The sequence below is a fragment of the Allochromatium humboldtianum genome (genome assembly GCF_013385175.1).
Classification (GTDB): Bacteria; Pseudomonadota; Gammaproteobacteria; order Chromatiales; family Chromatiaceae; genus Thermochromatium; species Thermochromatium humboldtianum.
Genome location: NZ_JABZEO010000013.1, coordinates 26,442 through 50,890, shown reverse-complemented (window position 1 = coordinate 50,890; position 24,449 = coordinate 26,442). Strand labels below are relative to the sequence as shown.

24 protein-coding genes and 1 tRNA gene are annotated in these 24,449 nt (G+C 66.2%); 9 read left to right on the top strand and 16 right to left on the bottom strand.

Annotation, left to right across the window (positions count from 1 at the left end):
* The first annotated feature begins 70 nt into the window (after positions 1-70).
* The 5 genes from HW932_RS16655 (at position 71) to HW932_RS16635 (ending at position 6,361) form a co-directional block, all read left to right on the top strand.
* Positions 71-1,432, top strand: coding sequence for a DegQ family serine endoprotease (locus HW932_RS16655; protein WP_176977623.1), 1,362 nt, complete (start codon positions 71-73; stop codon positions 1,430-1,432).
* A gap of 121 nt (positions 1,433-1,553) precedes the next feature.
* Entirely contained in the window at positions 1,554-2,576 is a 1,023-nt protein-coding gene (locus HW932_RS16650) for an amino acid ABC transporter substrate-binding protein (protein ID WP_343047386.1), read from the top strand.
* 18 nt (positions 2,577-2,594) lie between these two features.
* The gene (locus tag HW932_RS16645; protein WP_176977621.1) at positions 2,595-3,929 is read left to right on the top strand and encodes an ArsB/NhaD family transporter; all 1,335 of its coding nucleotides are present in this window, start codon (positions 2,595-2,597) and stop codon (positions 3,927-3,929) included.
* A 10-nt stretch (positions 3,930-3,939) separates the two neighbouring features.
* A complete protein-coding gene (locus HW932_RS16640) occupies positions 3,940-4,944 on the top strand; it encodes a hypothetical protein (protein ID WP_176977620.1) in 1,005 nt (334 codons plus the stop codon).
* Positions 4,945-5,131: 187 nt separating this feature from the next.
* Entirely contained in the window at positions 5,132-6,361 is a 1,230-nt protein-coding gene (locus HW932_RS16635; protein WP_176977619.1) for an MFS transporter, read from the top strand.
* A 9-nt stretch (positions 6,362-6,370) separates the two neighbouring features.
* Here the strand turns inward: HW932_RS16635 and HW932_RS16630 are convergent, their stop codons facing one another.
* The 6 genes from HW932_RS16630 to HW932_RS16605 form a co-directional block, all read right to left on the bottom strand.
* Positions 6,371-7,432, bottom strand: a complete 1,062-nt coding sequence (locus tag HW932_RS16630) for an AI-2E family transporter (RefSeq protein WP_176977618.1) — start codon at positions 7,430-7,432, stop codon at positions 6,371-6,373.
* Positions 7,433-7,515: 83 nt separating this feature from the next.
* A complete protein-coding gene (locus tag HW932_RS16625) occupies positions 7,516-8,310 on the bottom strand; it encodes a DUF3313 domain-containing protein (RefSeq protein ID WP_176977617.1) in 795 nt (264 codons plus the stop codon).
* Between the two features lie 299 nt (positions 8,311-8,609).
* Entirely contained in the window at positions 8,610-9,176 is a 567-nt protein-coding gene (locus HW932_RS16620; protein ID WP_176977616.1) for a hypothetical protein, read from the bottom strand.
* A 72-nt stretch (positions 9,177-9,248) separates the two neighbouring features.
* Positions 9,249-10,478, bottom strand: a complete 1,230-nt coding sequence (locus tag HW932_RS16615; RefSeq protein ID WP_176977615.1) for an HlyD family secretion protein — start codon at positions 10,476-10,478, stop codon at positions 9,249-9,251.
* A 3-nt stretch (positions 10,479-10,481) separates the two neighbouring features.
* On the bottom strand, positions 10,482-10,952 hold the full coding sequence (locus tag HW932_RS16610) for a hypothetical protein (protein WP_176977614.1): 471 nt from the start codon (positions 10,950-10,952) through the stop codon (positions 10,482-10,484).
* Positions 10,953-10,965: 13 nt separating this feature from the next.
* Positions 10,966-11,871, bottom strand: coding sequence for a SulP family inorganic anion transporter (locus HW932_RS16605; protein ID WP_176977613.1), 906 nt, complete (start codon positions 11,869-11,871; stop codon positions 10,966-10,968).
* Positions 11,872-11,883: 12 nt separating this feature from the next.
* On the opposite strand from HW932_RS16605, the gene HW932_RS22045 reads away from it, so the two are divergent.
* The gene (locus HW932_RS22045) at positions 11,884-12,009 is read left to right on the top strand and encodes a hypothetical protein (protein ID WP_281358223.1); all 126 of its coding nucleotides are present in this window, start codon (positions 11,884-11,886) and stop codon (positions 12,007-12,009) included.
* 63 nt (positions 12,010-12,072) lie between these two features.
* Here the strand turns inward: HW932_RS22045 and holA are convergent, their stop codons facing one another.
* The gene (gene holA, locus HW932_RS16600) at positions 12,073-13,083 is read right to left on the bottom strand and encodes a DNA polymerase III subunit delta (protein ID WP_176977612.1); all 1,011 of its coding nucleotides are present in this window, start codon (positions 13,081-13,083) and stop codon (positions 12,073-12,075) included.
* A 51-nt stretch (positions 13,084-13,134) separates the two neighbouring features.
* On the opposite strand from holA, the gene HW932_RS16595 reads away from it, so the two are divergent.
* Entirely contained in the window at positions 13,135-13,989 is an 855-nt protein-coding gene (locus tag HW932_RS16595; RefSeq protein WP_176977611.1) for a pentapeptide repeat-containing protein, read from the top strand.
* Positions 13,990-14,044: 55 nt separating this feature from the next.
* Here HW932_RS16595 and pth read toward each other — a convergent pair whose 3' ends face one another.
* The 6 genes from pth to HW932_RS16565 all read right to left on the bottom strand — a co-directional run bounded on the left by pth (position 14,045) and on the right by HW932_RS16565 (position 19,260).
* Positions 14,045-14,629, bottom strand: a complete 585-nt coding sequence (pth, locus tag HW932_RS16590; RefSeq protein WP_176977610.1) for an aminoacyl-tRNA hydrolase — start codon at positions 14,627-14,629, stop codon at positions 14,045-14,047.
* 107 nt (positions 14,630-14,736) lie between these two features.
* A complete protein-coding gene (locus tag HW932_RS16585) occupies positions 14,737-15,342 on the bottom strand; it encodes a 50S ribosomal protein L25/general stress protein Ctc (RefSeq protein WP_176977609.1) in 606 nt (201 codons plus the stop codon).
* A gap of 112 nt (positions 15,343-15,454) precedes the next feature.
* Positions 15,455-16,408 (bottom strand): ribose-phosphate diphosphokinase, encoded by a 954-nt coding sequence (locus tag HW932_RS16580; protein WP_176977608.1) that lies wholly within the window; start codon positions 16,406-16,408, stop codon positions 15,455-15,457.
* Between the two features lie 43 nt (positions 16,409-16,451).
* Positions 16,452-16,526: transfer RNA gene (locus tag HW932_RS16575), tRNA-Gln, on the bottom strand.
* A gap of 70 nt (positions 16,527-16,596) precedes the next feature.
* Positions 16,597-17,451, bottom strand: coding sequence for a 4-(cytidine 5'-diphospho)-2-C-methyl-D-erythritol kinase (gene ispE, locus HW932_RS16570; RefSeq protein WP_176977666.1), 855 nt, complete (start codon positions 17,449-17,451; stop codon positions 16,597-16,599).
* A gap of 36 nt (positions 17,452-17,487) precedes the next feature.
* Positions 17,488-19,260 (bottom strand): tetratricopeptide repeat protein, encoded by a 1,773-nt coding sequence (locus HW932_RS16565; protein WP_176977607.1) that lies wholly within the window; start codon positions 19,258-19,260, stop codon positions 17,488-17,490.
* Positions 19,261-19,442: 182 nt separating this feature from the next.
* Between HW932_RS16565 and hemA the strand changes: the two genes are divergently transcribed.
* Both hemA and prfA read left to right on the top strand, forming a co-directional pair.
* Complete coding sequence (gene hemA, locus HW932_RS16560; protein ID WP_176977606.1) at positions 19,443-20,717, top strand: glutamyl-tRNA reductase; 1,275 nt, start codon at positions 19,443-19,445, stop codon at positions 20,715-20,717.
* Positions 20,714-21,793 carry a peptide chain release factor 1 gene (prfA, locus tag HW932_RS16555; RefSeq protein ID WP_176977605.1) on the top strand — a complete coding sequence of 360 codons (1,080 nt, stop codon included), beginning with the start codon at positions 20,714-20,716 and terminating at the stop codon, positions 21,791-21,793. The genes hemA and prfA overlap by 4 nt, the downstream gene beginning before the upstream one ends.
* A 48-nt stretch (positions 21,794-21,841) precedes the next feature.
* Here prfA and HW932_RS16550 read toward each other — a convergent pair whose 3' ends face one another.
* The 3 genes from HW932_RS16550 to HW932_RS16540 form a co-directional block, all read right to left on the bottom strand.
* A complete protein-coding gene (locus HW932_RS16550; RefSeq protein WP_176977604.1) occupies positions 21,842-22,726 on the bottom strand; it encodes an SPFH domain-containing protein in 885 nt (294 codons plus the stop codon).
* A 22-nt stretch (positions 22,727-22,748) separates the two neighbouring features.
* On the bottom strand, positions 22,749-23,729 hold the full coding sequence (locus HW932_RS16545) for an SPFH domain-containing protein (protein ID WP_176977603.1): 981 nt from the start codon (positions 23,727-23,729) through the stop codon (positions 22,749-22,751).
* Between the two features lie 68 nt (positions 23,730-23,797).
* Positions 23,798-24,448 (bottom strand): CDGSH iron-sulfur domain-containing protein, encoded by a 651-nt coding sequence (locus HW932_RS16540; RefSeq protein ID WP_176977602.1) that lies wholly within the window; start codon positions 24,446-24,448, stop codon positions 23,798-23,800.
* Position 24,449: the final 1 nt, after the last annotated feature.

Genomic DNA, 24,449 nt, shown 5'->3' with positions numbered 1-24,449 from the left:
GCGTTGGTCGATCTGGCTCGCTAGTTTTCAGCGATCGAACCGTAAACCTCTAGCTATCCTGGTGCACTCCATGTCTTCCCTGCGTATCCGATCCCGTTGGTGGTTGTGGCCTCTGCTCCTGTGCTTGACGGCCACGTCATGGGCCGCCCTGCCATCGAGCGTCGACGGCCAACCATTGCCCACGCTCGCGCCCATGCTGGAGCGCGTGCTGCCCGCCGTGGTCAACATCTCCACCGTCACCCGCATCGAGACGGCCGAGCATCCGTTGCTGCGCGACCCCTTCTTCCGCCATTTCTTCGAGATCCCCAGCCAAAGCCGGCAGCGCGAGAACAGCAGTCTCGGCTCGGGCATCATCGTCGACGCCAAGCGCGGTCTGGTGCTCTCCAATCATCACGTCATCGCCAAGGCCGACGCGATCCGGGTGACGCTGCACGACGGGCGCACCCTGGAGGCGACCCTGATCGGCAGCGATCCCGAGACCGATGTCGCCGTGCTGCGCATCCCGAGCCAGGATCTGAGCGCCCTGCCCTTCGCCGACTCCGACCAGCTGCGTGTCGGCGATTTCGTGGTCGCCATCGGCAATCCGTTCGGACTGCGCCAGACCGTGACCTCGGGCATCGTCAGCGGTCTGGGGCGCACGGGGCTGGGCATCGAGGGCTATGAGAACTTCATCCAGACCGATGCCTCGATCAACCCCGGCAACTCGGGCGGCCCGCTGGTGAACCTGAACGGTGAGCTGGTCGGCATGAACACCGCGATCCTCGCCCCAGGCGGCGGCAACATCGGCATCGGCTTCGCGATTCCGACCAACATGGCGCGCTCCATCCTGGAACAGCTCGTCGAGTTCGGCGCGGTGCGGCGTGGTCTGTTCGGGGTCGCCGTGCAGGATCTGACCGACGAGCTGGCCGGGGCGCTGGGTCTGCGCAGTCTCGAAGGTGCGCTGATCACCACGGTGGAGCGCGGTTCGGCGGCCGACGAGGCCGGTCTGCGCGCCGGCGATGTCATCCTCAAGCTCAACGACAAGCCGGTGCGCGGCTCGTCCGATCTGCGCAATCAATTCGGGTTGATGCGGGTCGGCGAGTCGGTCAGGCTCGACATCCTGCGCGACGGCAAGCCGCGTCGTCTGAGCGGGCGTGTTGCCGATCCCTATCGCCATTACATTCCGGGCGAGCGTCTGTCGCCTGTGCTGTCCGGTGCGCTGTTCGGCGAACTGGACACGAATTCGGGCATACCGGCCATCCCGGTGGGGACCGTCGATCCCGAGAGTCCAGCCTGGCTCGCCGGGTTGCGTGAGGGCGATCGTCTGGTCCAGGTCAATGGCCAGCGTATCGGTGATCCACGCGACATCGCCAAGATCCTGCGTGCCTCCAAGGGGCTGCATAGCCTGCGCATCCAGCGCGGCGACGATCTGATCCTGCTCTCGCGGCGCTGAGCCGCGACGCGGCTCGCTCGACACCCTTGTCAGCGAGCGAGTCGCGGTCTTATAGTCCGCGCACACATCATCACTGTCGGCGGGGTGTCGGTCGATGCATTGCGTGTCGTCACGATGGCCAGTGCTTCTGGCTGGGTTCCTGTCGGTCTTCCTCGGCGGATTCGCGCCGATTCACGAATCGCACGCCGGCGAGGTGCTGGAAGCGCTCAAGTCACGCGGAACTCTGCGTTGCGGCGTCAGCGAGGGCATCCCCGGTTTTTCCGAACGTGACGAGGCCGGACGCTGGCAGGGGTTCGATGTCGACATCTGTCGCGCCGTGGCCGCCGCCGTGTTCGGCGACGGCGAGCGTGTCGAGTTCGTGCCCTTGCGGGCCTCGGCCCGCTTCCCCGCGCTTCAGGCGCGCAAGATCGATCTGCTGCTGCGCAACACCTCCTGGACCCTGACCCGCGAGGCCATCCTCAAGCTCCAGTTCCCGGCGATCCTCCTCTACGACGGGCAGGGCTTCATGGTGCCGGCCGACTCGCCGGTCCAGGCGCCGATCGATCTCGCCGGGGCGACCGTCTGCGTCGAGAAGGGCACCACCCACGTGCGCAACCTGCGCGACTACTTCGGCGCGCGCGATCTGTCTGTAACCCCCTTGTCCATCGATTCCGCCAACGGCGTGGTCGCAGCCTTCACGGCCGGACGCTGCCAAGCCTACAGCGCGGATACCTCGCAACTGGCCGCCGCGCGCTCGCGCCTGCCCGGCGGGCGTCCGTCCTGGCGTATCCTGGACGAACGCATCTCCAAGGAACCGCTATCACCCGTAGTCTGGGGCGGCGATCAGGAGTGGACGACCCTGGTGCGCTGGGTGATCCATGCGCTGATCCTGGCCGAGGAGTCCGGCGCCACCCAGGCCAACCTGGATCAGGTGCTCGCCGAGGGGCGCACTCCCCTGTCGCGGCTCTCGCACGACGAGCGGACCCTGCTCGCGCGCAATCTGGGTCTCACGCCCGGCTGGGCCGTGCGCGCCGTCAAGACCGTCGGCCACTATGGCGAGCTGTTCGAGCGCCATCTGGGGCCGGACAGCCCGCTCGGTCTCGAACGCGGACCGAACCGGCTCTGGACCCAGGGCGGACTGCTCTACGCCCCTTCCATCGACTGACGCGCGAGGCGCCGACCGATGAGCACGCTACAGATCTGGCTGATCGTGGGGATCTTCGCCGGCGTGATCCTGCTGATCGCGTTCGACGTCCTGGACATGATGGTGGCGGCCCTGCTCGGGGTCTCGCTACTGATCGTCCTGGGTCTGCTCGACCGCAACGATCTGCAGGAGGCGTCCAAGGTCGCCGGCGGACCGCTCGCGCTCCTGTTCGGCGGCATGGTGGTCGCGCGCGTGCTGGCCAAGACCGGCGTCTTCGATCGCATCGGCGCCGTCTTCCTGCACGCCACCGGCGGCAGCGGCAAACGTTTCCTGTTGCTCCTGGTCGCGCTGGTGGCGCCCGTATGCGCCCTGCTGCCCAATGCCACCACGGTGATCCTGCTTGCGCCCATCATCATCGGCGTGGCGCGCGCGCTCCGGGTGGACTTCGTCGGCCCCATGATTCTGGCGGCGCTGGTCAGCAACTCGGCCGGGATGCTGACCCTGGTCGGCGATCCGGCGACCTTTCTGGTCGGCAGTGCCATCGGCCTGTCCTTCACTCAGTATCTCCAGCAGGTGAGTCTGGGCGGTCTGCTGGCTGTGCTGGTGATCCTGCCGCTCCTGTCGCGGCTCATGCCGGACATCTGGCGACTGCGCGCGCCCCTGCCGCCCTCGGCGCCCGCCCCGCGCATCGAGCGCAAGGGCTTCGTGACCTTCGCCCTGCTGGTGCTGGCCGTCATGGTGGTGCTGTTTCTGGTCGGCGAGTCCCTGCCGAGCCGCATCGTGCCGCCGGCGGTGGCCATCATCGGCGCCACCCTGGCTCTGCTGGTCATCTATGGGGCGCATGTCGAGCCGGTGGACGCCGTGCTGCGCGATGTGGACTGGAAGACCCTGGTCTTCCTCGGCGCCATCTTCGTGCTGGTGCAGGCGTTCACCAAGACCGGGTTGCTGCAGGGGTTGTCGCTGCAACTCTACGGCTGGTTCGGCGCCGACCTGACCCTGGTCGCGCTACTGCTGCTCGCCGGGATCGGGCTGCTCTCCAGCCTGCTGGCCAACATCCCGGTGGTCGCCGCCGCGCTGATCATGACCAAGGGCTATCTGGTGGCCGCCGAGGCGGTGCCTGAGGTCGCGCTCGCCGCCGGTTTCACCGACTGGCCGGAGGCGACCCTGCCTGTATTCATCGCCATGATGTTCGGCGCCACGCTCGGCGGCAATGCGACCCTGGTTGGAGCCTCGGCCAACATCGTCAGCGTCGGCATCTGCGCCGGCCAGGGCGAGCGAGTGAGCTTCGCGCGGTTCGCCCGCTATGGCGTGCCCATCACTCTGGTGCAGCTCGGGGTCGGGGCGCTCTATGTGGGCGTCATGATGCTTCTATGAGGACGGACGCATGAAACTCTTTCAATCCATCTTCGGCAGCGAGACACACCACAGCTACCCCGAATCACTCATCGAGATGGCCATCGAGCGCACGGTCGACGGCACGGATTCGCGGCTGCGACTGCTGCCGGGCTATCGCAAACGGCTGCGTGCGCCGGTCATCGCGGCGATCGATCATGTGATCGCGCTGGTCGACGCGATCCAGGCGCCGCTGCCGGCGAGCGCGCGCCAACATGGAACCGAGCCGCGCCTGTCGACCGTCTTCTCCTCGGCGGGCGACATGCTGGAGATCCTGGCGCGCGATCCGGCCCTGTCGCGTTTCCTGGCCGGCCCGGAGGGCACGGGCGCCGAACAGGTCACGGCCCTGCTGATGACCGAGCATGTGGAACGCAACATCCTGGGACTGGATCTGGTGGGCGATCAGGTTCGGCGAGACGTGCCGCAGGTCACGGTCAATTTCACAGCCCACCGGTTGCTCGACCCGACGACGAGCGAGTCCGAGAGTCGGCGTCTGTGGAAACGCCGTGCCTTCGACCATCTCCTGACCCTGGCCCTGAGCCGCATCGCCGAGACTAAGGTCGAGCGGGCCGAGCTGACCCGGCAGCGCGATCTCCTGCGCCGCAAGCTCAAGGCGCTGGAGCGCGGCGGCTGGAGCTTCGAGCCGGCTGAGGACGGTGCTCAGGATCCGGCGGCGCTCGCGGCCGAACTGGACGCCATCACGGCGCAACTGGAGTCGCTGGGGGCGAATCAGGATGTCTTGCAGGCGCATCTGGGGATCGTCTCCGAGCGGCTGGCGGATGCCCCGGCCCAGCTCTGGGCCGAGCCGATCGCCTTCGTCCTCGATCCCATGAACATCCAGCGCGCGCCCGACGATCCGTCAGCGCGTCGCATCGAGCTCCAGGAGTTGCGCAATGTCCAGGGGCGGCGTGTGGTCGCTTTGCCGCTGACCATCGTGCCAGCGGATCTGCCCGAGCGTGAGGATCTGGTCAGTGCGGCCTCGCGCTATCTGCAATGAAACGGCTTGGGATCCGGAGTCTTTCGTAGACAGGCCATTATCCCGGCTCATCGCACAAGCCAGCCGGGTACCGAAAACTCAGCCTGCCTGAGAGGCTCGCTTTCTTTCTGGCAGAAACACAGAGTAATATGCCTCCCAGCCAACCCGACCTGACCCGCTGTGCGAATGCATTCGCACCGACGAACTCATGATCACCACACGCACGCCCGCTTTCTGGCGGGCTACCCTGGCCCTGAGCCTGGGGTCCATGCTCACCTTCGCCAATCTCTATACCCCGCAACCCCTGCTGCCGCTGTTCGGCGCGACCTGGGGCGTGTCGGCGACCGATGCGAGCCTGACGGTTTCGCTGACGACCCTGACCCTGAGCCTGTCGCTCTTGATCTATGGCCCGCTGTCGGACGCCATCGGGCGGCGCGGCATCATGCTAGTGACGATGAGTCTGACCACGCTCTGCACCCTGGCGATGGCATTTGCGCCCGATTTCGCCACCCTGCTGACCCTGCGCGCGGTGCAGGGGCTCTTTATCGGCGGTCTGCTGGCGGTGGCGTTGGCCTATCTGGGCGACGAATTCGAGCATGAGGCGATGCTGCTCGCCATCGGCATCTATATCAGCGGCAATTCGCTGGGCGGTATCCTCGGGCGGCTCATCAGCGGCGCGACCGCCTCGGTCTGGGGCTGGGAGGCGAGCTTTCTGCTGACCGGCGTGCTGAGTCTCGCCGTGCTGGCGGTCTTTGCCTGGATGCTGCCGCCGTCGCGCGGTTTTCGCCCCAAACCGCTGCATCCGGCGGCGATGCTGCATGATCTGGGGCGTCATGCGCGCAACCCGCTGATCCTCTTCGCCTGTCTGATCGGCGGACTCAATTTTCTGGTCTTCATCAATCTGTACAGCTACATCACCTTTCTGTTGAGCGCGCCGCCTTACCACCTGTCGTCCTTCTGGCTGGGGCTGCTGTTTCTGACCTATCTCTCGGGCACCCTGACCGCCGGCATCTCGGGGCGGATCGTCGGACGCGGTTCGCAGCCGCTGGCGATGGCGGCGGGCGTCCTGATTCTGATGCTCGGCACACTCCTGACCCTGATCCCGCGACTGGAGGCCATCGTCGCTGGGATGCTGATCAACGCCATCGGCTTCTTTTTCACCCATACCCAGGCGGCGGGCTGGGTGAGCCGCCGGGCCGACGGCGCGCGCGCCAGTGCTTCGTCGCTCTATCTGATGTGTTACTACGGCGGGGCCAGCATCGGCAGTTTCTATCTCGGTCCCTTCTGGCACTGGCACGGCTGGCCGGGCGTCGTGACCGGCGCCATTCTGATGCTCAGTGTGGCGCTGGCGTTCGCGCTCCGGCTGCGCGTCTATGAGCGGCGCGCTCCGGTCGGCGCTCCGGTCATGGCGGAAGCGCCCGAACCCAGCGCGGGGTAAGACGCACTCCTACCCTTCGGCCCGCTCATATACCCAGGCCAGGAGCAGCTTGTAGCCGAGCGTCAGCACCACGGCGCCGACGAAGAGCCCGATGATGCCGGAGCTGATGAAGCCGCCGATGGCCCCCACGAAGATCACGGCCATGGGTACCTGCACCCCGCGCCCCAGCACCAGCGGCTTGAGCACGTTGTCCAGACTGCCGACGATGAGACTCCAGACCAGGAACAGCACCGCCGGCACCGTGTCGGCCGTCGCGAAGACGTAGATCAGGATCGGCACGGTGATCGGAAAGATGCCGATCTGCACCGTGCTGAGCAGCAGACACAGCAGCGCCCAGAGTCCGGCGGCGGGGATTCCCATGACCATGAAACCGATCCCCGCCAGAATGGCCTGGATCAGCGCCACGCCCAGGATGCCCTTGGTGACGCTGCGCACGACCGTCTCCGCGAGTCGGGCCAGATCCGCCCCCTTCTCCTCCCCCACCAGACGCGCCGCGACAGCCCGTGCAAACCCGGCCGAAGCCTCCGACTGCGCCAGCAGCGCACCCGCGATGACGATGGCGATGATGAATTGCAGCACGCTGAACCCGGCGCCAGCCGCCGTGGACAACAGCCAGCCGGCCGCCGCCTTGAGCTGAGGGGTGAACTTGGCCGCTGTCGCGGCCAGATTCTGGGACGCCTGATTCCAGAAGCCACTGAGCGGCTCGCCGACCAGCGGCCAGTCCTTGACCGATTCGGGCAGCCGAGGAACCGCGAGCGTACCGTCCTGCAACCCCTTGGCGAACCCCTGGAGGCCATCCAGCAGCGTGTCGCTCAAGAGCACCGCCGGAACCAGCAGCACCAGGAGATCGATCGTCGCGATCAGGATGGCCGCCGCGCGCCTGCGCCCGCCGAACCAGACACAGAGTCGGCGATAGCCGGGGTACTGCGCCACCGCGATGATGATCCCCCAGGCGATGGGGATGACGAAGGGCTGGACGATGTCGAAGCACCAGGCCGCCAAAACCAGCAGCAGACCGATACGGACACTGGCTTCGATGGCATTGGCCAGGAATTCGCGTTGCTCGACCAAGGGACTGTCCTCGCATTCGGGCCTGGAGTTTCATCGTCAGGGCATGGGGGCCGATCCTTGGTACGGTGCCGGCTCATCCCCGGCTAGCGCCCCGTGCCGCGCAACGCCGCCAGACGCTGGGCCGTCAGCGCCGACCACTTGTCGAAGGCATTCCGGGCATAGGCCCAGCTCTGGAAGGAGTTGACATAGCCGCTGGCCCAGGTCTGGGCCGCACCCGTCGCACCGGCGTCCAGCTCGGCGGCATATTTGCGTCCGATCTGGGTGTCGCGACACTCGGCGAGGACGGTTCCCGTGGCACTGTCGACGAACTGCATCTCCATGCCGGTCTCGCCCAGATAGGGCGTGGAGCCGGCGGGTCGTCCCGTGGCCGCCCCCGCACCGGCCTCGGCCACGAAACCATAGGGCACGATCGTTCCGGTCACACTGCGGGTCACGTCGGTCGGCACCAGATTGGTCAGAGCGATGCGCAGTCCGAGCACGCCCGGTCCGGGCTTCTCGACCACCGTCATCTGCGGCTTGAGCGCCTTGACCATCGAGTCATGGAAATAGTCGGTCAGCGCCTTGAGATCGGTCGGATCGATCGTCGTCGACTGACCGGGCTTGAGCGAAACGCTCATGCGTCCGATCAAAACCTTGTCGTAGCGCTTGATGTCGAGGTCCGGGCGCCGCCAGCACTGGATGCCCTCTTCCCAGGACACGGGCGCCAGACGTCCATAGTCGGAGAGAAAGCCGCTCTGTGTCAGGCGGCTCGGATCGCTCGCCGTCACGCCGGTGCCGCTGCCCAGTGGATTGGAATCCGTGGCGCAGCCGGTCGCCAAGACGACGGCGATGAGCGCCGAACCTGCCCAGGAAGCGGTTTGGAGTCGAGTCCGTTGCATGTGAAGCCTCGGGTGATGGATGTATGGAGACGCGCTCAGGGTGCCGACTCGTCGACCGGAAAACGCCAGATCACGGGTCCGGTCCAGACGAGCTGACGTCCGGGCTCGCGCAGCCGCCGAGCAGGAGGGCCAGGAACCAGATGGCGAGACTGTCGCGGAATGGATGTGACATGGCGGCGAGACTCACAGGGTTGACTGGACCAGCCGCCGGCCCTTCGGGGTCGGGCAAGCGCCCGGCGGTTGGCCGCTCCAACGAGGAACAGCACCGAAGACCGGCGGCTGATCGCTGACGGCTGTCGTTAGAACTCCACCACGCCGCTGATGGAACGCGCGTAGGAGGCGCTCACGCCATCACCCACGGCCACCGAGTCGAGCACGCTCGGATCCTCGACCTTGAGCGTGATGTGTTCCTCCGGTCCCTGGATGGTGACGGTGGACTTGGCCTTGTCCAGGGCCGTGATGGTCCCGGTGACGGTCAGCGCATCGATCATAATGCCGGCGGGTTTGTCACCCGGATCGCGCACGATCACCGACTCGCTCGACACGCCCGGTTCGCCGACATCGGCGCCCTTTTGCAGGTCGAGCAGCAGGAATTCGGTCTCAGTGATGGTCAGGGTATTGCCGATCTTGATCTCGTCGAGCCGCTTGACCTCGGGGGGCACGCGCAAGACCTCGAACCGGCCCTCGGGCGTCTGGAGGGTCAGCAGGCGTTTTTCGACATTGACCACAGTCACCTTGCCGGTGAGCGTGGTGGAGATCGCGCCGCCCGCGACGGGCAGGGTCTCGGCCCGGACGGCGGCCGACAGACCGATCAGGCTCAGGGTCAGGGCGCAGGCGAGATGGATCGGGCGTGCCTTGGTCTTCATGGGTCGTTCCTCGTGTCGCTGTGGTTGAAGTGATCGAAATGGTGTGCGGTTGCAGCCGGTGCGGACGTCCGCTCAATGCCCGCCCAGCACCAGTGTCTGGATCGGCAACAGCAACGCCTGGATGCGCAGAAGCATGGCGTGCACCAGACCGACGGCGTCGATGGCGTGCAGCCCGAGCCAGCGCAAACCGCCGATGTCTGGATCAGCGAGCGCCTCATGGTTGCTGGTATAGGCGTTGGCGATGCAGACGCCGCCCTGGGGCAGGTCGTCGAGCTGGCCCTCATAGAGCGGTTCCAGCATGACGGTGAGGGTTCCGGGACGCGCGATCTGTTGGATATCGACCAGTTGGTCGGTGGCCCGGACCTGACCCGAGGCGATGACGTCCTGGACCTCGGTGATCACCACAGGAATGATCTGCCACGGCTTGGCCACGCATGTGACCTCGCCGATCATGCCGACCCTGAGCACCGGCGCCTCGATCTGGCCGAAACCCGCCATCAGCCCCGTGACCTTGCGATCCGGCACCAGGATGCCGGCGGGTCGCAGCATGGGGTTGACCACGTCGCCCGGACGCAGTGCGAACTGCTGCACCAGACCGTCGGTGCCGGCCACCACCAGACTCTTGTCGAGTTCGATCTGCGCCTCGCGCAGTGCCGCCTCGGCGCTCGCCTTCTGGGCCGGGAGCTTGAATTCCATCTCCGAGACTACGGCCTCGCGACCGGCGAGCGCGGCGTCGAGCCCGCCCTGCTGGGTCTGGACCTGCACCCGCGCGCGCTCGACATCGCGCTCGGCGACCGACCCCGGACTGCGCTTCTGCACCTCGGCGCGGGCCTTGAACTCGTCGGTGGCCTGCTGGAGCATCCCGCGCGCCTGGACGATCCGCGCGTCGGCCTCGGCCAGTTGCGATTTCGCGACGATCATCGCCGCCTCGATCTCGGCGATCTTGCGGCGCGCCGTTTCGATGGCCGCCTCCTGCTCACTGCTGTCGAGCCGGAACAGCGGCTGGCCGGCCGTTACCCGCTGGTTGATCTCGACATAGGTCTCGGCCACGCGGCCATTGCGCTCGGGCAGGATGGTCACGGTGCGGAACACCGAGGTCGCGGCCTTGGTCGAGGGATGGAAGTAGAAGATGGTCGTAATTAGACACAGGGTCAGGATCAGGCAGAAGGTGATCCCCCAACGCAGCTCGAACCAGACCGAGAACAGGTTGATTTCGTGACCGAGCCGCTTGCCCTGGACGAAACGCCGATAGAGGAAGTCCGGCAGAATGGTCAGCAGCGAACAGAGGAAGAGTTCCAGCATGGTTCAATCCTCCTTCGGCTCGATCGGCCGGTCGGCGGCGTTCGGCGGCGCCTCGGGCGAGGGTGTCGCCGCAACCTGACGCGGCGTGTTGGACTCAAGCGGTGGCACGGCGGGCGGCTGCGCCGCATCGGCCAGCCGCTCCAGCGAGCGCGCGATCGTGCCGAGCGGTGTGGTGAAATCGGGCAAGGGCACCAGGGCCAGCAGCAGTCCGGCGATCCAGAAGGCGTGGTTGTGGGTGAAGAGCGCCAGCAGACCCAGCACCGCGACGATCTGGAACTGGATCTTCTGGCCGCGATGCGCCAACTGCTCCGGCAGTGCATGGAGCTTGAAATAAAAGACCCCGAGACCGCTCACGGCCAGCAGCACGAAGATGGCATTCACCACGAACAACACGTCCGTCTCCCCCGGCGCGGTGATGAAGATGGGCAGATGAGGGATCGCTTCCGGATGCAGCAGGTGTAACGCGTCCGCCATGTCGATGGGGCTCCTATGAGGGATGAGTCTGGTTGACGATCGGCCGATCCGCGACCTTGGCTGATTCAGGGATCGCGCTGTCGTCCGCGAGCGCCCGATAGGCCAGGACGGCCCGGCGCAGGGTCGGGAAATGGCGATCGGCCAGACGGCGTTCGCCGAAGCCCCTGGCGTCCATCCACTCCTGGGTCTCGGTCAGCCGGCCCGCCATGACCAGCTCGGCGCCGCGTTCGTGCAGCAGGCGCGACAGGGCGTCCAGCGTGTCGTAGCCGGTGACGTCGACCTGGGTCAGCGGCAGCGCGTCGAGCACCAGCCAGCGCAGATCGGGGCCGGCCGCCGCGATGGCCGCCAGCGCCCGCTGCTTGAAATAGGGCGCATTGAAGAACACCAGCGGGGCGTTGAAGCGCAGCAGCACCAGGCCGGGATCCGTCCGCGCCTCCGGATGCCGGACGATCGAATGGAAGCCCGACAGCTCCTCGACCTCGCCGAGGACATCGACGCGCGGGCGCGAGGTCAGTCGCACGAACCGCAGCAGGGCCAGGATGACCACCACCAGGATGGCCTTGATGGCCCCGACCCAGATCACGCCCAGGGTGGCGAGCAGCGAGAGGGCCAGTTCACGCCGGTCGAAGCGATCGAGTTCACGCAGGGTCTTGAGATCCAGCAGTGACAGCGACGCCTTGATCAGGACCGCGCCCAAGGCAGCGATCGGGACATAGCGCAATGGCCCGGTCAGGAACAGCAGCACCAGCGCAATGGTCCCCGCCGCCACCAGCCCCGTGACCTGGGTGCGCCCGCCGGCGGCATCGGCCATCGCCGTGCGCGAGTCCGCCCCACTGATGGCGAAGGATTGCGACAGCGAGGCCGCGAGATTGACCGCACCGAGCGCGGTGAATGTCTCGACGAGAGCGACATCGATCATCTCAAACTGGTGATGGCCGATGCAGAGGATGTCAAGCGCATCGTCGACCAACGGCCCGACCTTCAGCCGCTCTATACGCGCGTGATCTCGCTCTATCAGGAGATCACGCAGAAGGCGCTGGAGAACGAGCAGCGCTGATCGGCATCCGGCGCCACCGACCCACTGGGTGGCGCCGCGCCCGCTCCTCGCCCGTCAACACCATCAGACCGCCCCGCCGCTCATCCCATCGGCGATGACCGCGAGCCGATGCCAGGGGTCGCCCGGCTCGACGCCCTTGATGGCGCGATCGACGCTGGCACACTGCGACAGCAGCTCGCGCAGACGCCCCGGCGAGAGACGCCGCAACGCCCGCCCGATCGTCTCCTGCCGCATCCGTGGTACGCGATGTCTGGAGTAGACCGCATCGAGCGAAGCACGCGCCGCGACGGCGCCCGCCGCCTCGGCCAGCATCCGCAGCTCGCGCGCCAGCACCCAGAGCACCAGCACATCCGCCGTCCCCTCGGCCCTGAGTACGCTCAACACACGCTGCACCCGCGCCCGATCGCCGTTCAGCGCCGCATCGGTCAGCGCAAAGAGATCGAAACGCGCACTGTCGGCCAGATTGCCGAGCAGATCGTCGAGTTCCAGAGGCCCCGGCTCATGCAGCAGACGCAGTTTCTCGACCTCCTGCACAGCCGCCAGCAGATTGCCCTCGGAGCGCTCGGCCAGCAGCGCCGCCACGCCCGCGCCCGGCTGGAAGCCGACCGACTGCAACCGTTGCGCCAGCCAGTCTTCCAGCTCGCGTTCCTTCAACGGCCAGACCTGGATCACGGCCCCGATCGACTCGACCCGCTTGGCCCAGGCCGACTGCAATTCCTTGCGATCCATCCCAGGCGCCAGGATCAGCAGCAGATTGTCCGGACAGGGACGCTCGCAATAGGCGCGGATCGCCTCGCTGCCCTCCTTGCCGACCTTGCCGTTGGACACACGCAACTCGATCAGCCGCCGTGACGAGAACAGCGACATCGCATCCGCCGCCGCCGCCAGCGCCCCCCACTGGAACTGACCCTCGGTGTCGAGGATCTCGCGTTCGTCGAACCCGGCGCAGCGCGCCGCCTCGCGCACCAGACGCGCCGCCTCGCCGAACTGATAGGGCTCATCGCCGCAGATCAGATAGACCGGCGCCAGTCCGGCCTTGAGCTTGGACCCAAGCTCGTTGAAACGAATAGCCATGGTATATTTTCAGCCAACCGAAACCCGTCACCCCGTGGAGCACACTGGAACATGGTCGAGATCAAACATCGCGAAACCGGCGCGACCCTGGAAACCATCGCCGCCGATTCGCTCGTCGGCGCGGACCTGCGCGACATGCAGCTGAGCGGCGCGGATCTGCGCGGGATGGATCTGAGCGGCGCCAACCTGACATCGAGCGACCTCGACGGCGCCTGTCTGGCCGGCGCGCGTCTGGTCGATGCCATTCTGATCGGCGTCCATCTGAAACAGGCCGATCTGAGCGAGGCGGATCTCACCCGTGCCCGGCTCGGATCCGAACATCCGGCGCGCTCGGCCATGCTCAATCACGCCAACCTCGCCGGCGCCCGACTGGCCCAGGCCGATCTGCGCGGCGTCGAGATCCGCTACGCCAACCTCCAGGGTGCGGACCTGAGTCACGCCGATCTGCGCGGGACCGATTTTCACGGCAGCGACCTGCGTTCGGTCAAGGCTACGAGCGCGCTCTTCATCCGCGCCAATCTGCGCGAGGCCGATCTCTCGGACGCCGATCTGCGCGACTGTCATCTCAACGACGCCAATCTGGTGCGTGCCAATCTGAGTCAGGCCGACCTGACCAGCACGACTCCCGAAGGCTTCACCGTGATCAATCTGGCCAATCTGGAAGGGGCCAATCTCAATGGCGCCCGGTTGCGCGGCGTCCTGGCTCAGGATACCAACTTCCGTCACGCCAATCTCACCAACGTCGACCTGACCAACGCCAGTCTCGGCGGTTCCATCCTGCATCGGGCCGATGTCACCAACGCCGATTTCTCGGGCGTCGAACTGGCCAGCGTCACCCTGGAGTTCGCCAATATCTCCAAGGCGCGCAATGCTCAGGTTCCGAGCTACAAACAGAATCTGCGCTAGCTTTCGTCTCACCCGTGATATCCGGATGACCGACGGCTCATCGGAAATCGATCGATCAGCGCTGACTGTGAAGGCGGTTCATCGCCAGTTGGAATTGCCCCTCGACGAGTTCGGACAGCCGGTGATCGGCTTCGTCGAGTGACTCACGGATACGCGACTCGTCGTCGCGGGAGGGGCGGCCCAGGACATAGCCCGTGACCAGAGTGCGGTCGCCCGGATGGGCGATGCCGATGCGCAGACGCCAGAACTCGCGCGAGCCCAGCGCCGAGATGCTGTCGCGCAGACCATTGTGGCCGGCGTGCCCTCCGCCTTGCTTGATGCGAGCCACGCCGACCGGCAGGTCGAGTTCGTCGTGCGCGATCAGGATGCGTTCGGGCGGGATGTCGAAATAACGCGCCACGGCCACGACGGATTGGCCGCTGCGGTTCATATAGGTGGAGGGCTTGAGCAGACGGATGTCCTGGCCCGCGATCCGGACCCGCGCCAGTTCGCCGAGGAATTTGGACTCGGCGCGAAACGGCGCATTCTGGGCGCTCGCAATGGACTCCACCCACCAGAAGCCGACGTTGTGGCGCGTCGCCTCGTACTGGGCGCCTGGATTGCCCAGCCCCACGATCAGTTGGATACCAGCGTCTGACATCGTCGCTCGCGTCGCTCTCGCGTATTCGCGCCGGACCCGAGCCGAAGCCGGGACGGCGCGAACATTCAAACCAAGAGATGGGTCCGCCCGGATGGCGGACCGTCCGATCAGGCGGCAGACTCCTCGCCCTCGGTCTCTTCACCGCCGCGCGCGCCATGGATCACGACCACGGGCTCGTCCGGATCCGGCGCATGCGCCAGGGCCACGCCCTCGGGCAGCACGAGTTCGGACAGATGCACGATCGAGCCGATCTCCATCTCGGCCATGTCGACGCCGATGAACTCGGGCAGATCCTTGGGCAGACAGACGATCTCGACTTCGGTGATGGTGTGGGAGGCCACACCGCCCATCTTGATGCCCTTGCAGGTGTCTTCGTTCAGGAAGTGCAGCGGCACCACCATCTTGAGCTTCTCGTCCTGCGAGACGCGCATGAAGTCGACGTGCAGGATGAAGGGCTTGGCCGGATGGCGCTGCATGTCCTTGAGTACGACCTTGGTCACGTCATCGCCGACCTTGAGGTCGAGCACGTGCGAATAGAAGGCCTCGTGCTCCAGGTGCTTGAGCAGCTCGTTGTGCGACACGGACACCATCTCGGGATCCTGGTGCGCGCCATAGACGATGGCCGGAACCAGCCCCGTGCGGCGCAGGCGGCGGCTCGCACCCGTCCCAGTGCCGGTACGCGGCTGTGCATTGACTTCGAAACTCACGCTCATTGGCGTTCTCCACTCGATTGGATCGTGATAAACGAACGCGCCGGAATCCCGCGACCAGGATCCCGGCGCTCTTGGAGTGCGAGCCGAAACGGCCCGCGAATACTGTATCGAATCAGTCCACGAACAGCGAGCTGACCGACTCCTCGTTCGAGATGCGGCGCATGGTCTCGGCCAACAGCTCGCCGATGCTCAACTGACGGATCTTGCCGCAGGCGCGGGCCTGTTCGGTCAGAGGAATGGTGTTCGTGACCACCAGTTCGTCGAGCACCGAGCCCGAGATGTTGTCGACCGCCGGCCCCGAGAGCACCGGATGGGTGCAGTAGGCCACCACCTTGCTCGCGCCATGCGCCTTGAGCGCCTCGGCGGCGCGGCAGAGCGTGCCGGCGGTGTCGACCAGGTCGTCGACCAGCACGCAGGAACGGCCCTCGACGTCGCCGATGATGTTCATCACCTGGGCTTCGTTCGCGCGCGGGCGGCGCTTGTCGATGATGGCCAGATCCGCGTCGTCGAGCCGCTTGGCCAGGGCGCGCGCGCGCACCACGCCGCCGACGTCGGGCGAGACCACCATGAGATCGTCGTGCTTCTGGCGCCAGATGTCGCCCAAGAGGATCGGCGAGGCGTAGACGTTGTCGACCGGGATGTCGAAGAAGCCCTGGATCTGGTCGGCATGCAGATCGACTGTCAGGACGCGGTCGGCGCCCGACTTGCTGATCATCTTGGCCACCAGACGCGCGGTGATGGGCACGCGCGCCGAGCGCGGACGCCGATCCTGGCGCGCATAGCCGAAATAGGGCACGACCGCCGTGATGCGCTTGGCCGAAGCCCAGCGCAGGGCGTCGATCATCACCAGCAGTTCCATCAGGTTGTCGTTGGTCGGCGCACAGGTCGGCTGGACCACGAAGACGTCGCGACCGCGAACGTTCTCCTGGATCTCGGCCATGACCTCGCCGTCGCTGAACTGGCCGACGACGGCCTTGCCGAGCGGAAGGCTGAGATGGGAGACGATTTCGGCCGACAACCCCGGATTGGCGTTCCCGGAGAAGACCATGAGTTGGCTTGCAGGCACGGGTGGATTCCTGTCTGCGCGAAGGTGAGAAAACACTGGAAAATGGCTGGGGTGCCAGGATTCGAACCTGGGAATGCCGGGATCAAAACCCGGTGCCTTACCGCTTGGCGACACCCCAAATCTGGATAATGGATGAACGGTGCGAATGACGTCCGCAACGACTCGCGAACCCGGTGCTTTGATTCGACTCAGCCTTGATCGAGGCGATCGAGCAAGGGTGAGCGATTGAGTCCTCGGGTCACGAAACCCTGCATTCGCGCAGGCGCTCGACTCAGGGCGTCCAGAGCGCATGCCTCGTCGTCGAAGACGGCGAACACGCAGGCTCCCGTGCCTGTCAGTCGACCACCACCCCAAGCGGAGAGCCAATCGAGCGCCGATTCGACTTCGGGATAGTCGCGCCGGACGACCGGCAGGCAGTCGTTCGTGACATCCCCGCTCAGAAAGTCCGCTAGTGTGATGGGTCGGGAGTCGCGTGTCAATTCCGGATGACAAAAAACATCGCGCGTCGACACCGAACAGGGCGGAACCAGCACGAGATACCAGGGTTCGGGCAGTTCGACCGGCTCCAGCCGCTCGCCGACGCCTTCACCCCAGGCCGCGCGCCCGCGCACGAAGACAGGCACATCGGCCCCGAGCGGCAGCGCAAGGGCCGACAGCGCCTCTTCGTCGAGTCCCGTACCCCAGAGCCGGTTCAGAGCGACCAGGGTGGTGGCGGCATCCGAACTGCCGCCGCCCAGCCCGCCGCCCATGGGCAGATTTTTCTCGCAGCGGATGTCGACCCCGAGCCGACAGCCGGTGGCGCGCTGGAGCGCGCGTGCCGCCCGCACGGTCAGATCGTCGTCCTCGGCCACGCCCGCGAGCGCATCGAGCCGGCGCACGGCGCCGTCCTCGCGCAGGTCGAACCACAGCCGGTCGCCCTGCTCGATGAACTGGAAGACGGTCTGGAGCTCGTGATAGCCGTCGGGACGGCGCCCGACGACGCGCAACATCAGGTTGAGCTTGGCCGGCGCCGGCCAGGCCAGCGCGGGATCGCGGTCGGTCATGTCAGTCGTGTCACTCATTCGGGTTCAGTTCAGGATTCAGTCCGAGGCCGCGCCCTGGCCCGCGGACTCGCTTCGGGAGAGCCGATGCCGACCGACGACCTCTTGCAGATAGGCATGATCCGGATGGGTCTCGACGGCCTTGTCCCAGACCGCCCAGGCCTCGGTACGCCGATCCAGCGCCCAGAGCACCTCACCCAGATGGGCGGCGATCTCACCGTCCTGAAGCAGATCATTGGCCTGTTGGAGATAGTCCAGCGCCCGTTCCAGATCGCCGAGACGATAATGGACCCAGCCGAGGCTGTCGAGGATCGCCGGCTCCTCGGGCTTGAGGGCATGGGCGCGCTCGATGAGTGCGAGCGCTTCGGCGAAACGGTCGGTCTGGTCGGCGAGCGTGTAACCGAGGGCATTCAGGGCATCGGCATGATCCGGATCGGCCTCGATGATCTGGCGCAGATCGCGCTCGCCGAGTTCGATCTGGCCGTGCTTCATGGCATGCAGGCCGCGCGCATAGAGCAATGTGTCGTCGTCCGGAAAGGCCGCAAGCGCCTCGTCATAGACGGCCCGCGCCTCGTCCGGGCGTTCCACCCCGTCGAGGATCTCGGCCTCGACCATGAACAGCGCCAGCGCATTGTCCGACGACTGGTCGCGCATCCGTTGCAGGATCTCGCGCGCCTGGGCCACCTCGCCACGCTTGGCGCGCAGAAAGGCCAGACGCACCCGCGCATCGTCAGCATTCGCCCCGCCGACCTTGGCATACCAGTCGAGCGCGATCGCGACGTCCTCGGCACGCTCGGCGGTCTGGCCGAGATAGAAGGCCGCCTCGTCCTGGCGCTGTCCGGTCTCGTAGAGCCGTCCGAAATGCAGCCGGGCGCCGGCCAGATCCTCCAGCTGGAGCGAGAGGATGCCCACGGCGAAGAGGACGTCCGGATCCTTGGGATATTCGCGCAGCAGACGTTCGAAGACTTCACGCGCGGTCGAGAACTCGCGCTCATCGACCAGTAGCTGGCCGTAGAGCATCTTGAGCGCCCGATCGCCGGGATTGGCTTCGACGAACGATTCCAGCAGGGCGCGCGCCTCCGAATCCTTGTCGTCCGACAGCAGCAGACGCACCAGGAACAAGCGTGGCTCGCTCCAGTCCGGACGCAACGCCATGGCGCGCCGCGCCGCACGCTCGGCGACCTCGGGTTGCGAGAGTCCGGCCGCGAGCATGGCCAGCGCCTGATGCGCATCCGCGCTCTCGGGGAAGCGCTCGACCAGCGACTCCATCATCGCGAGACGCGCTTCCGGAGTCGGCAGCCGCGCCAGGATCGCCGCCGCCTTGGTGAAGGCCGCCTCGCCGCCCTCCCCCGACAGCTCGACCAGACGCTGGAGATGGATCAGAGCGCCCTCGCGATCCTCGGCCTTGAGCCGCAGGAAGGCGGCGACCTGATGGGCATCCGGCGCATTGGGCGCGAGCGTGAGCCAGAGCACCATGGCCTCGCCGGCGGCCGTGTCGTCCTCGGCGCTGATGGCCGCGCGCACCGCCAGCTCGGCCAGCTCGGGCGCACGGGTCAGTTCGGCGGCCTTGAGATAATGGGTGAAGGCCAGACGCATGTCGCCCCGGCGTCCCGCGACCTCGGCGACCAGGACATGATAGACCTGATCCGGCGTCAGTCCGGCGATGGGCTTGGGCGCGGTCGGCTTGCTCACGACCGGCGGACTCTCGGCGGCGGGCGCGGGCGTCTCGGTGAGCGCCGAAACGGCGCCCGCCTGGAACCACAGGGTCAGACCAAGGACGACTGGAGCGGACGGAAAGCGCTGAGCGGGCATGTTGAAGCGTCCCAAGGATGAAAGCAGGTATGAAGCGCGAACGCCGGCGTCGCGCGGACGTCGAGTATAGCCAAGTGACCGGCACGGACTGAAGCATTCCGCGCGGGCATCATTTCGACAAAAAAATTGGTAACATTGCGCCGCGTCTCACCCTCCCAACTCTAGAGCGACACGAATTCAATATGAAGCTGCTTGTCCTCGGACTCAACCACAAGACCGCCCCGGTCGACATCCGTGAGCGACTGGCCTTCGGCCCGGACATCATCGCGGGTGCGTTGCGTGACTTGACCGGGTGCGAAGGCGTTCTCGAAGGGGTCATCCTCTCGACCTGCAACCGCACCGAACTCTATTGCGCCGTCCAGGACGGCGCCGAGGAAATGCTGCGGCGCTGGCTGAGCGGATTCCACGGCATCGAGCACGAACGGGTCGATCCCTTCCTCTACGCCCACGCCGATCGCGATGCCGTCGTCCATCTGCTGCGCGTCTCCAGCGGACTGGATTCGCTGGTGCTCGGCGAGCCGCAGATCCTCGGCCAGGTCAAGACCGCCTATCAGACCGCCAGCGACTGCTCGGCCACCGGCAAGCTGCTGGGCCGGCTGTTCCAGCATACCTTCTCTGTGGCCAAGACGGTGCGCACCGAGACCGCGATCGGCTCCAACCCGGTGTCTGTGGCCTTCGCCGCTGTCAACCTGGCACGCCAGATCTTCTCGGATCTCTCCAAGCAGACCGCACTCCTGATCGGTGCCGGCGAGACGATCGAGCTGGCCGCCCGCCATCTGCACAACAACGGCATCGGGCGCATCATCGTCGCCAACCGCACGGTCGAGCGCGCCCATGATCTGGCGGCCCAGTTCGAGGGCTTCGCCATCTCGCTGACCGAGATCGCCAACCATCTGCCCGAGGCCGACATCGTCATCGCCTCCACCGCCAGCCCGCTGCCGGTGCTCGGCAAGGGTACGGTCGAACGTGCGCTCAAGAAGCGCAAGCATCGCCCGATCTTCATGGTCGACATCGCGGTGCCGCGCGATATCGAGCCTGAGGTCGGCGAGCTGAGCGACGTCTATCTCTATACGGTCGACGATCTGAAGAGCGTCATCGACGAGAGTCTGCGCTCGCGTCAGGCCGCCGCCGTACAAGCCGAGGAAATCATCGATTTCCACTCCGGCGAGTTCATGGCCTGGCTGCGTTCGCTCGATGCCGCCGGTCTGATCCAGGACTACCGCCAGCGCTCCGAGGAACTGCGCGACGAGGTGCTCGCCCGCGCCAAGCGCCAGCTCGAAGCGGGCAAGCCGCCGGCCGAGGTGCTCAACTTCCTCGCTCATACGCTGACCAACAAGCTGCTGCACGCGCCCAGTTCGCGTCTGCGTCAGGCCGCGCGTGACGGGGATGCGGTCATCCTGGACGCGGCCAACGAGCTGTTCCAGCTGGCTCCCGAGCGGATGCAGTCCAACGTATGACCCCATCGATTCGCGCCAAGCTGGAGCGCATCGCCGAGCGCTTCGGCGAGGTCATGGCGCTCCTGGCCGAGCCTGAGACCCAGTCCGACCAGGGGCGTTTTCGCGACCTCAGTCGCGAGTATGCCCAGCTCCAGCCGTTGATGGAGTGCTATGAACGCTATCGGGATGCCGAGCGCGATCTGGCCGCCGCCGAGGAGTTGCTGACCGATCCCGAGATGGCCGCGCTCGCCCGCGACGAAATCGAGGCGGCGCGCGAACGTCTGGAGGCGCTCGAACCCGAGTTGCAGACGCTGCTCATCCCGCCCGACCCCAACGATCAATGCAATGCCTTCCTCGAAATCCGCGCCGGGACGGGTGGAGCCGAGGCGGCGCTGTTCGCCGGCGATTTGATGCGCATGTACATGCGTTATGCGGAGCTGCTCGGCTGGCGCACTGAGCAGGTCTCGGCCAGCGAGGGCGAGCTGGGCGGCTACAAGGAAGTCGTGATCCGGGTCAGCGGCAGCGGCGTCTATTCGCGGCTGAAGTTCGAGCCGGGCGCGCATCGCGTCCAGCGCGTGCCCGAGACCGAATCGCAGGGGCGTATCCACACCTCGGCCTGTACCGTCGCCGTGCTGCCCGAGGCCGAGTCGATCGATGCCATCGACATCAATGCCAACGATCTGCGCATCGATACCTATCGCTCATCCGGCGCCGGCGGTCAGCACGTCAACAAGACCGACTCGGCGATCCGTATCACCCATCTGCCCTCTGGCCTCGTCGTCGAGTGTCAGGAAGAGCGCTCGCAGCACAAGAACCGCGCCAAGGCCATGGCTCTGCTGCACGCCAAACTGCTCGCCGGTGCGCGCGAGACGCAGGCCAGCGAGCAGTCCGAGTCGCGCAAGCTCCAGGTCGGCAGCGGGGATCGTTCCGAGCGCATCCGCACCTACAACTTTCCGCAGAACCGGCTGACCGATCATCGCATCAACCTCACGCTCTACAAGCTCGACGAGGTCATGACCGGGCAGCTCGATCAGGTCATAGATCCTCTGCTGGCCGAATATCGCGCCGAACAGCTCGCGGCCATGATGGCGGGCTGAGGGGACTCGGCGCGGCATCGTAGCCGCCGTTGCCGAGCCGAGCGTTCCCTACAACTGGACCAGGATCTCCGAATCGACCGGCAGCACGTCGACCTGCGCCCCCGAGGCGATGAGCTGCTCGGTCTCCATGACCTCCATCACGGCGTTGAGCACCTCGGAATCCTGCTGGGCGATGGCGTTGAGCGCCTCGCCGACGATCGCCGGACGCGCGGCGGCGGCCTCGGCCATCTTCTGCGACACCTTGTAGGCGGTCTCGCTCTTGATGAGACCGACGCGATTGTCGCCGTCCTGCTTCATGGCGCTCGTGACCTGTACCAGCCGCTTGACCACCTTGTCGGTGATGTTGTCGACCATCTGCCGGTCGGTGAAGGCGACCTTGCGGATATAGACCGAGCCGAGCGCATAACCCCAGTGCTCCGAGAGCGGCGAGACGGCGGCACGCACCCGGCGGCTGAGTTGATGGCGGTCCTCCAGCATCTTGTCCATCTCCAGATTGCTCAGGGTCGAGATGGTCGAGCTGGCGACATTGGCCTGGAGCGAACCTTCGGGGTTGGCGTTGCTGAACAGATAGCTGACCGGGTCGCTGACCTGCATCTCGTACCAGATGCCGACGCCCATCGGCGTGCCCTCCTCCGAGTTGACCATCTGATCACGCAGATAGTGCTGACGCAGACAGGTCGGCACTCGGTAGAGCTTGCCGAAAAATGGCACCAGCAGCGCCTTGGCGCCGAAATAACCGAGCGGGAAGCGGATGCCCGGCTCGTCGAGCGTACCGAGCACCTTACCGAACAGGGTGAAGACCAGCGCCTCGCGTTCGCGCACGATGGCATAGAGTCCGAGCGCGCGCGCGATGGCGAGCAGGATCGGGATATAGAGCACGCCGATCACGAAGGCGAAGACGGGGCCGAACGAAAAATCGGTATCGAAGAACATGACACGGGCCTCCGGGGTCGCGTTACTTGGGCGCGGCGGTCTGCACGATGCGCGTGGCGCGACCGAGCAGCGGCACGCGCAGATTGCGGATATAGGTCCGCAGTGCGCCCGGCCCGCCGGTGGTCTTGATCTGGACCAGCGTATTGGCCAGTTCCTTCAGGGGCGCGACCTCGGCCTGGGCGTTGTTACGCGCGATTTCGACCGCCCGCTTGCTCATGGTGATCTGCTGCTCGGCATCGGCGCGCGCGGTCGAGATGTCGGCGGCGACCTGATTGCGCGTGGTGTTGATGGCCGAGAGTGCGCGATCGACCTCGGACGGCGGATCGATCTGGGTGATGAGGGCGGCGTCGAGTTCGATGCCGTAGCGCGCGCCGGTCGAGCGGCACTGCTGCTCCATGTAGTCGTTGAGGAGCGGCAGGTTCTTGCGCAGATCGTTGATGGAGACGCCCTCGGAGAGTTCGGCGGCGGCGCTGCCCGTGCTCAGTTCGGTGTCGCCGACCAGACTCTCGCCCTTGGGATCGACGAAGTTGGCGATGCGCTCGCGCAGCACCGAGATGAAATAGCCCATGACGTGCTCCAGCGGCTTGTCGACGCCGAAGAAGTAGGCGTAGAGGTTGTTTTCGGAGACACGGAAGCGGATCTGACCGCCGACGCCCGTGGTGAGGTTGTCCTTGGTGACGGCCTCGATGGTGTGCTGGGACTTGGTCGGATCCCAGGTCAGGTCGATGGCCTCGGTGACGACCCGGACCTTGCGGACCTCCTGCCAGGGCCATTTGAAGTAGGGACCGCCGGGGCCGATGACCTGGAGACGCGGAAAGCGGTAGCGTTGCTTCTCCTCGTCGTTGAGTGAGTCGTCCTCGACCATGAGACGCCCGATCCGCTGGGCGCGTCCGAACGAAGTGATGATGGCTCGTTCATCGGGTTTGACGGTGTAGAAGGCGCGGATGAGGACCGTGTAGACGACGAAGACGAGCATGCCGAGCAGAAAGGCCGTGACCTGCATAGCTGACTCCCGTTGAATGATTGGCGAGAGTCAGCATAGGCCATTCGTGCGCGTCCTGTCTTGGCGCGTCAGTCCGACTTGAACCCGGCGGCGCGGTGGCTGCCGTCGCAGAACGGCTTGTTCTTCGACGCCCCGCAGCGGCAGAGCGCGGTCTGCGTCCCCTCCCAAGCCGGACGCCCGGAACCGGCGATCAGGGTCAGATTGCCTTCGAGCTTGAGCGGGCCATCGGGCATCAGCCGTACCTTCAACGGACCGCCGCGCTCGCTCAGGCCGGGTCCGCGTGAGCCGATCGCGCCGCCGTCCTCGAACCGTGCCTCGGCATGGCTGTTGTCGCAGAACGGCTTGTTCTTGGACGCCCCGCAGCGACAGAGCGCGACGCGCCGACGCACGCCCGGCATGTCCTGCGGTGCGCCCTCGATCTCCAGATCGCCGCTGAGATAGAGCGGACCATTGTTGGCGACCAGACACCGATTCTCGCTCGGCGCCGACTCCGGCTCGCCGGTCTTGTCGCGATAGCTGAGCGCACCAGTCGGGCAGCGCTCGACCACCTCACGCACCTCGGCGCGCGACACGGCATCGGGTTGACACCAGGGTTCGCGGCCGCCGACGAACAGATCGCCCTCGGCCTTGCCGCACTCACCGAGATGGATACAGAGGCGTCCATCCCAACTGACGTCGATCTCCTGGCCCTCGAAGACGGTGATTGGCTCATTGCTCATT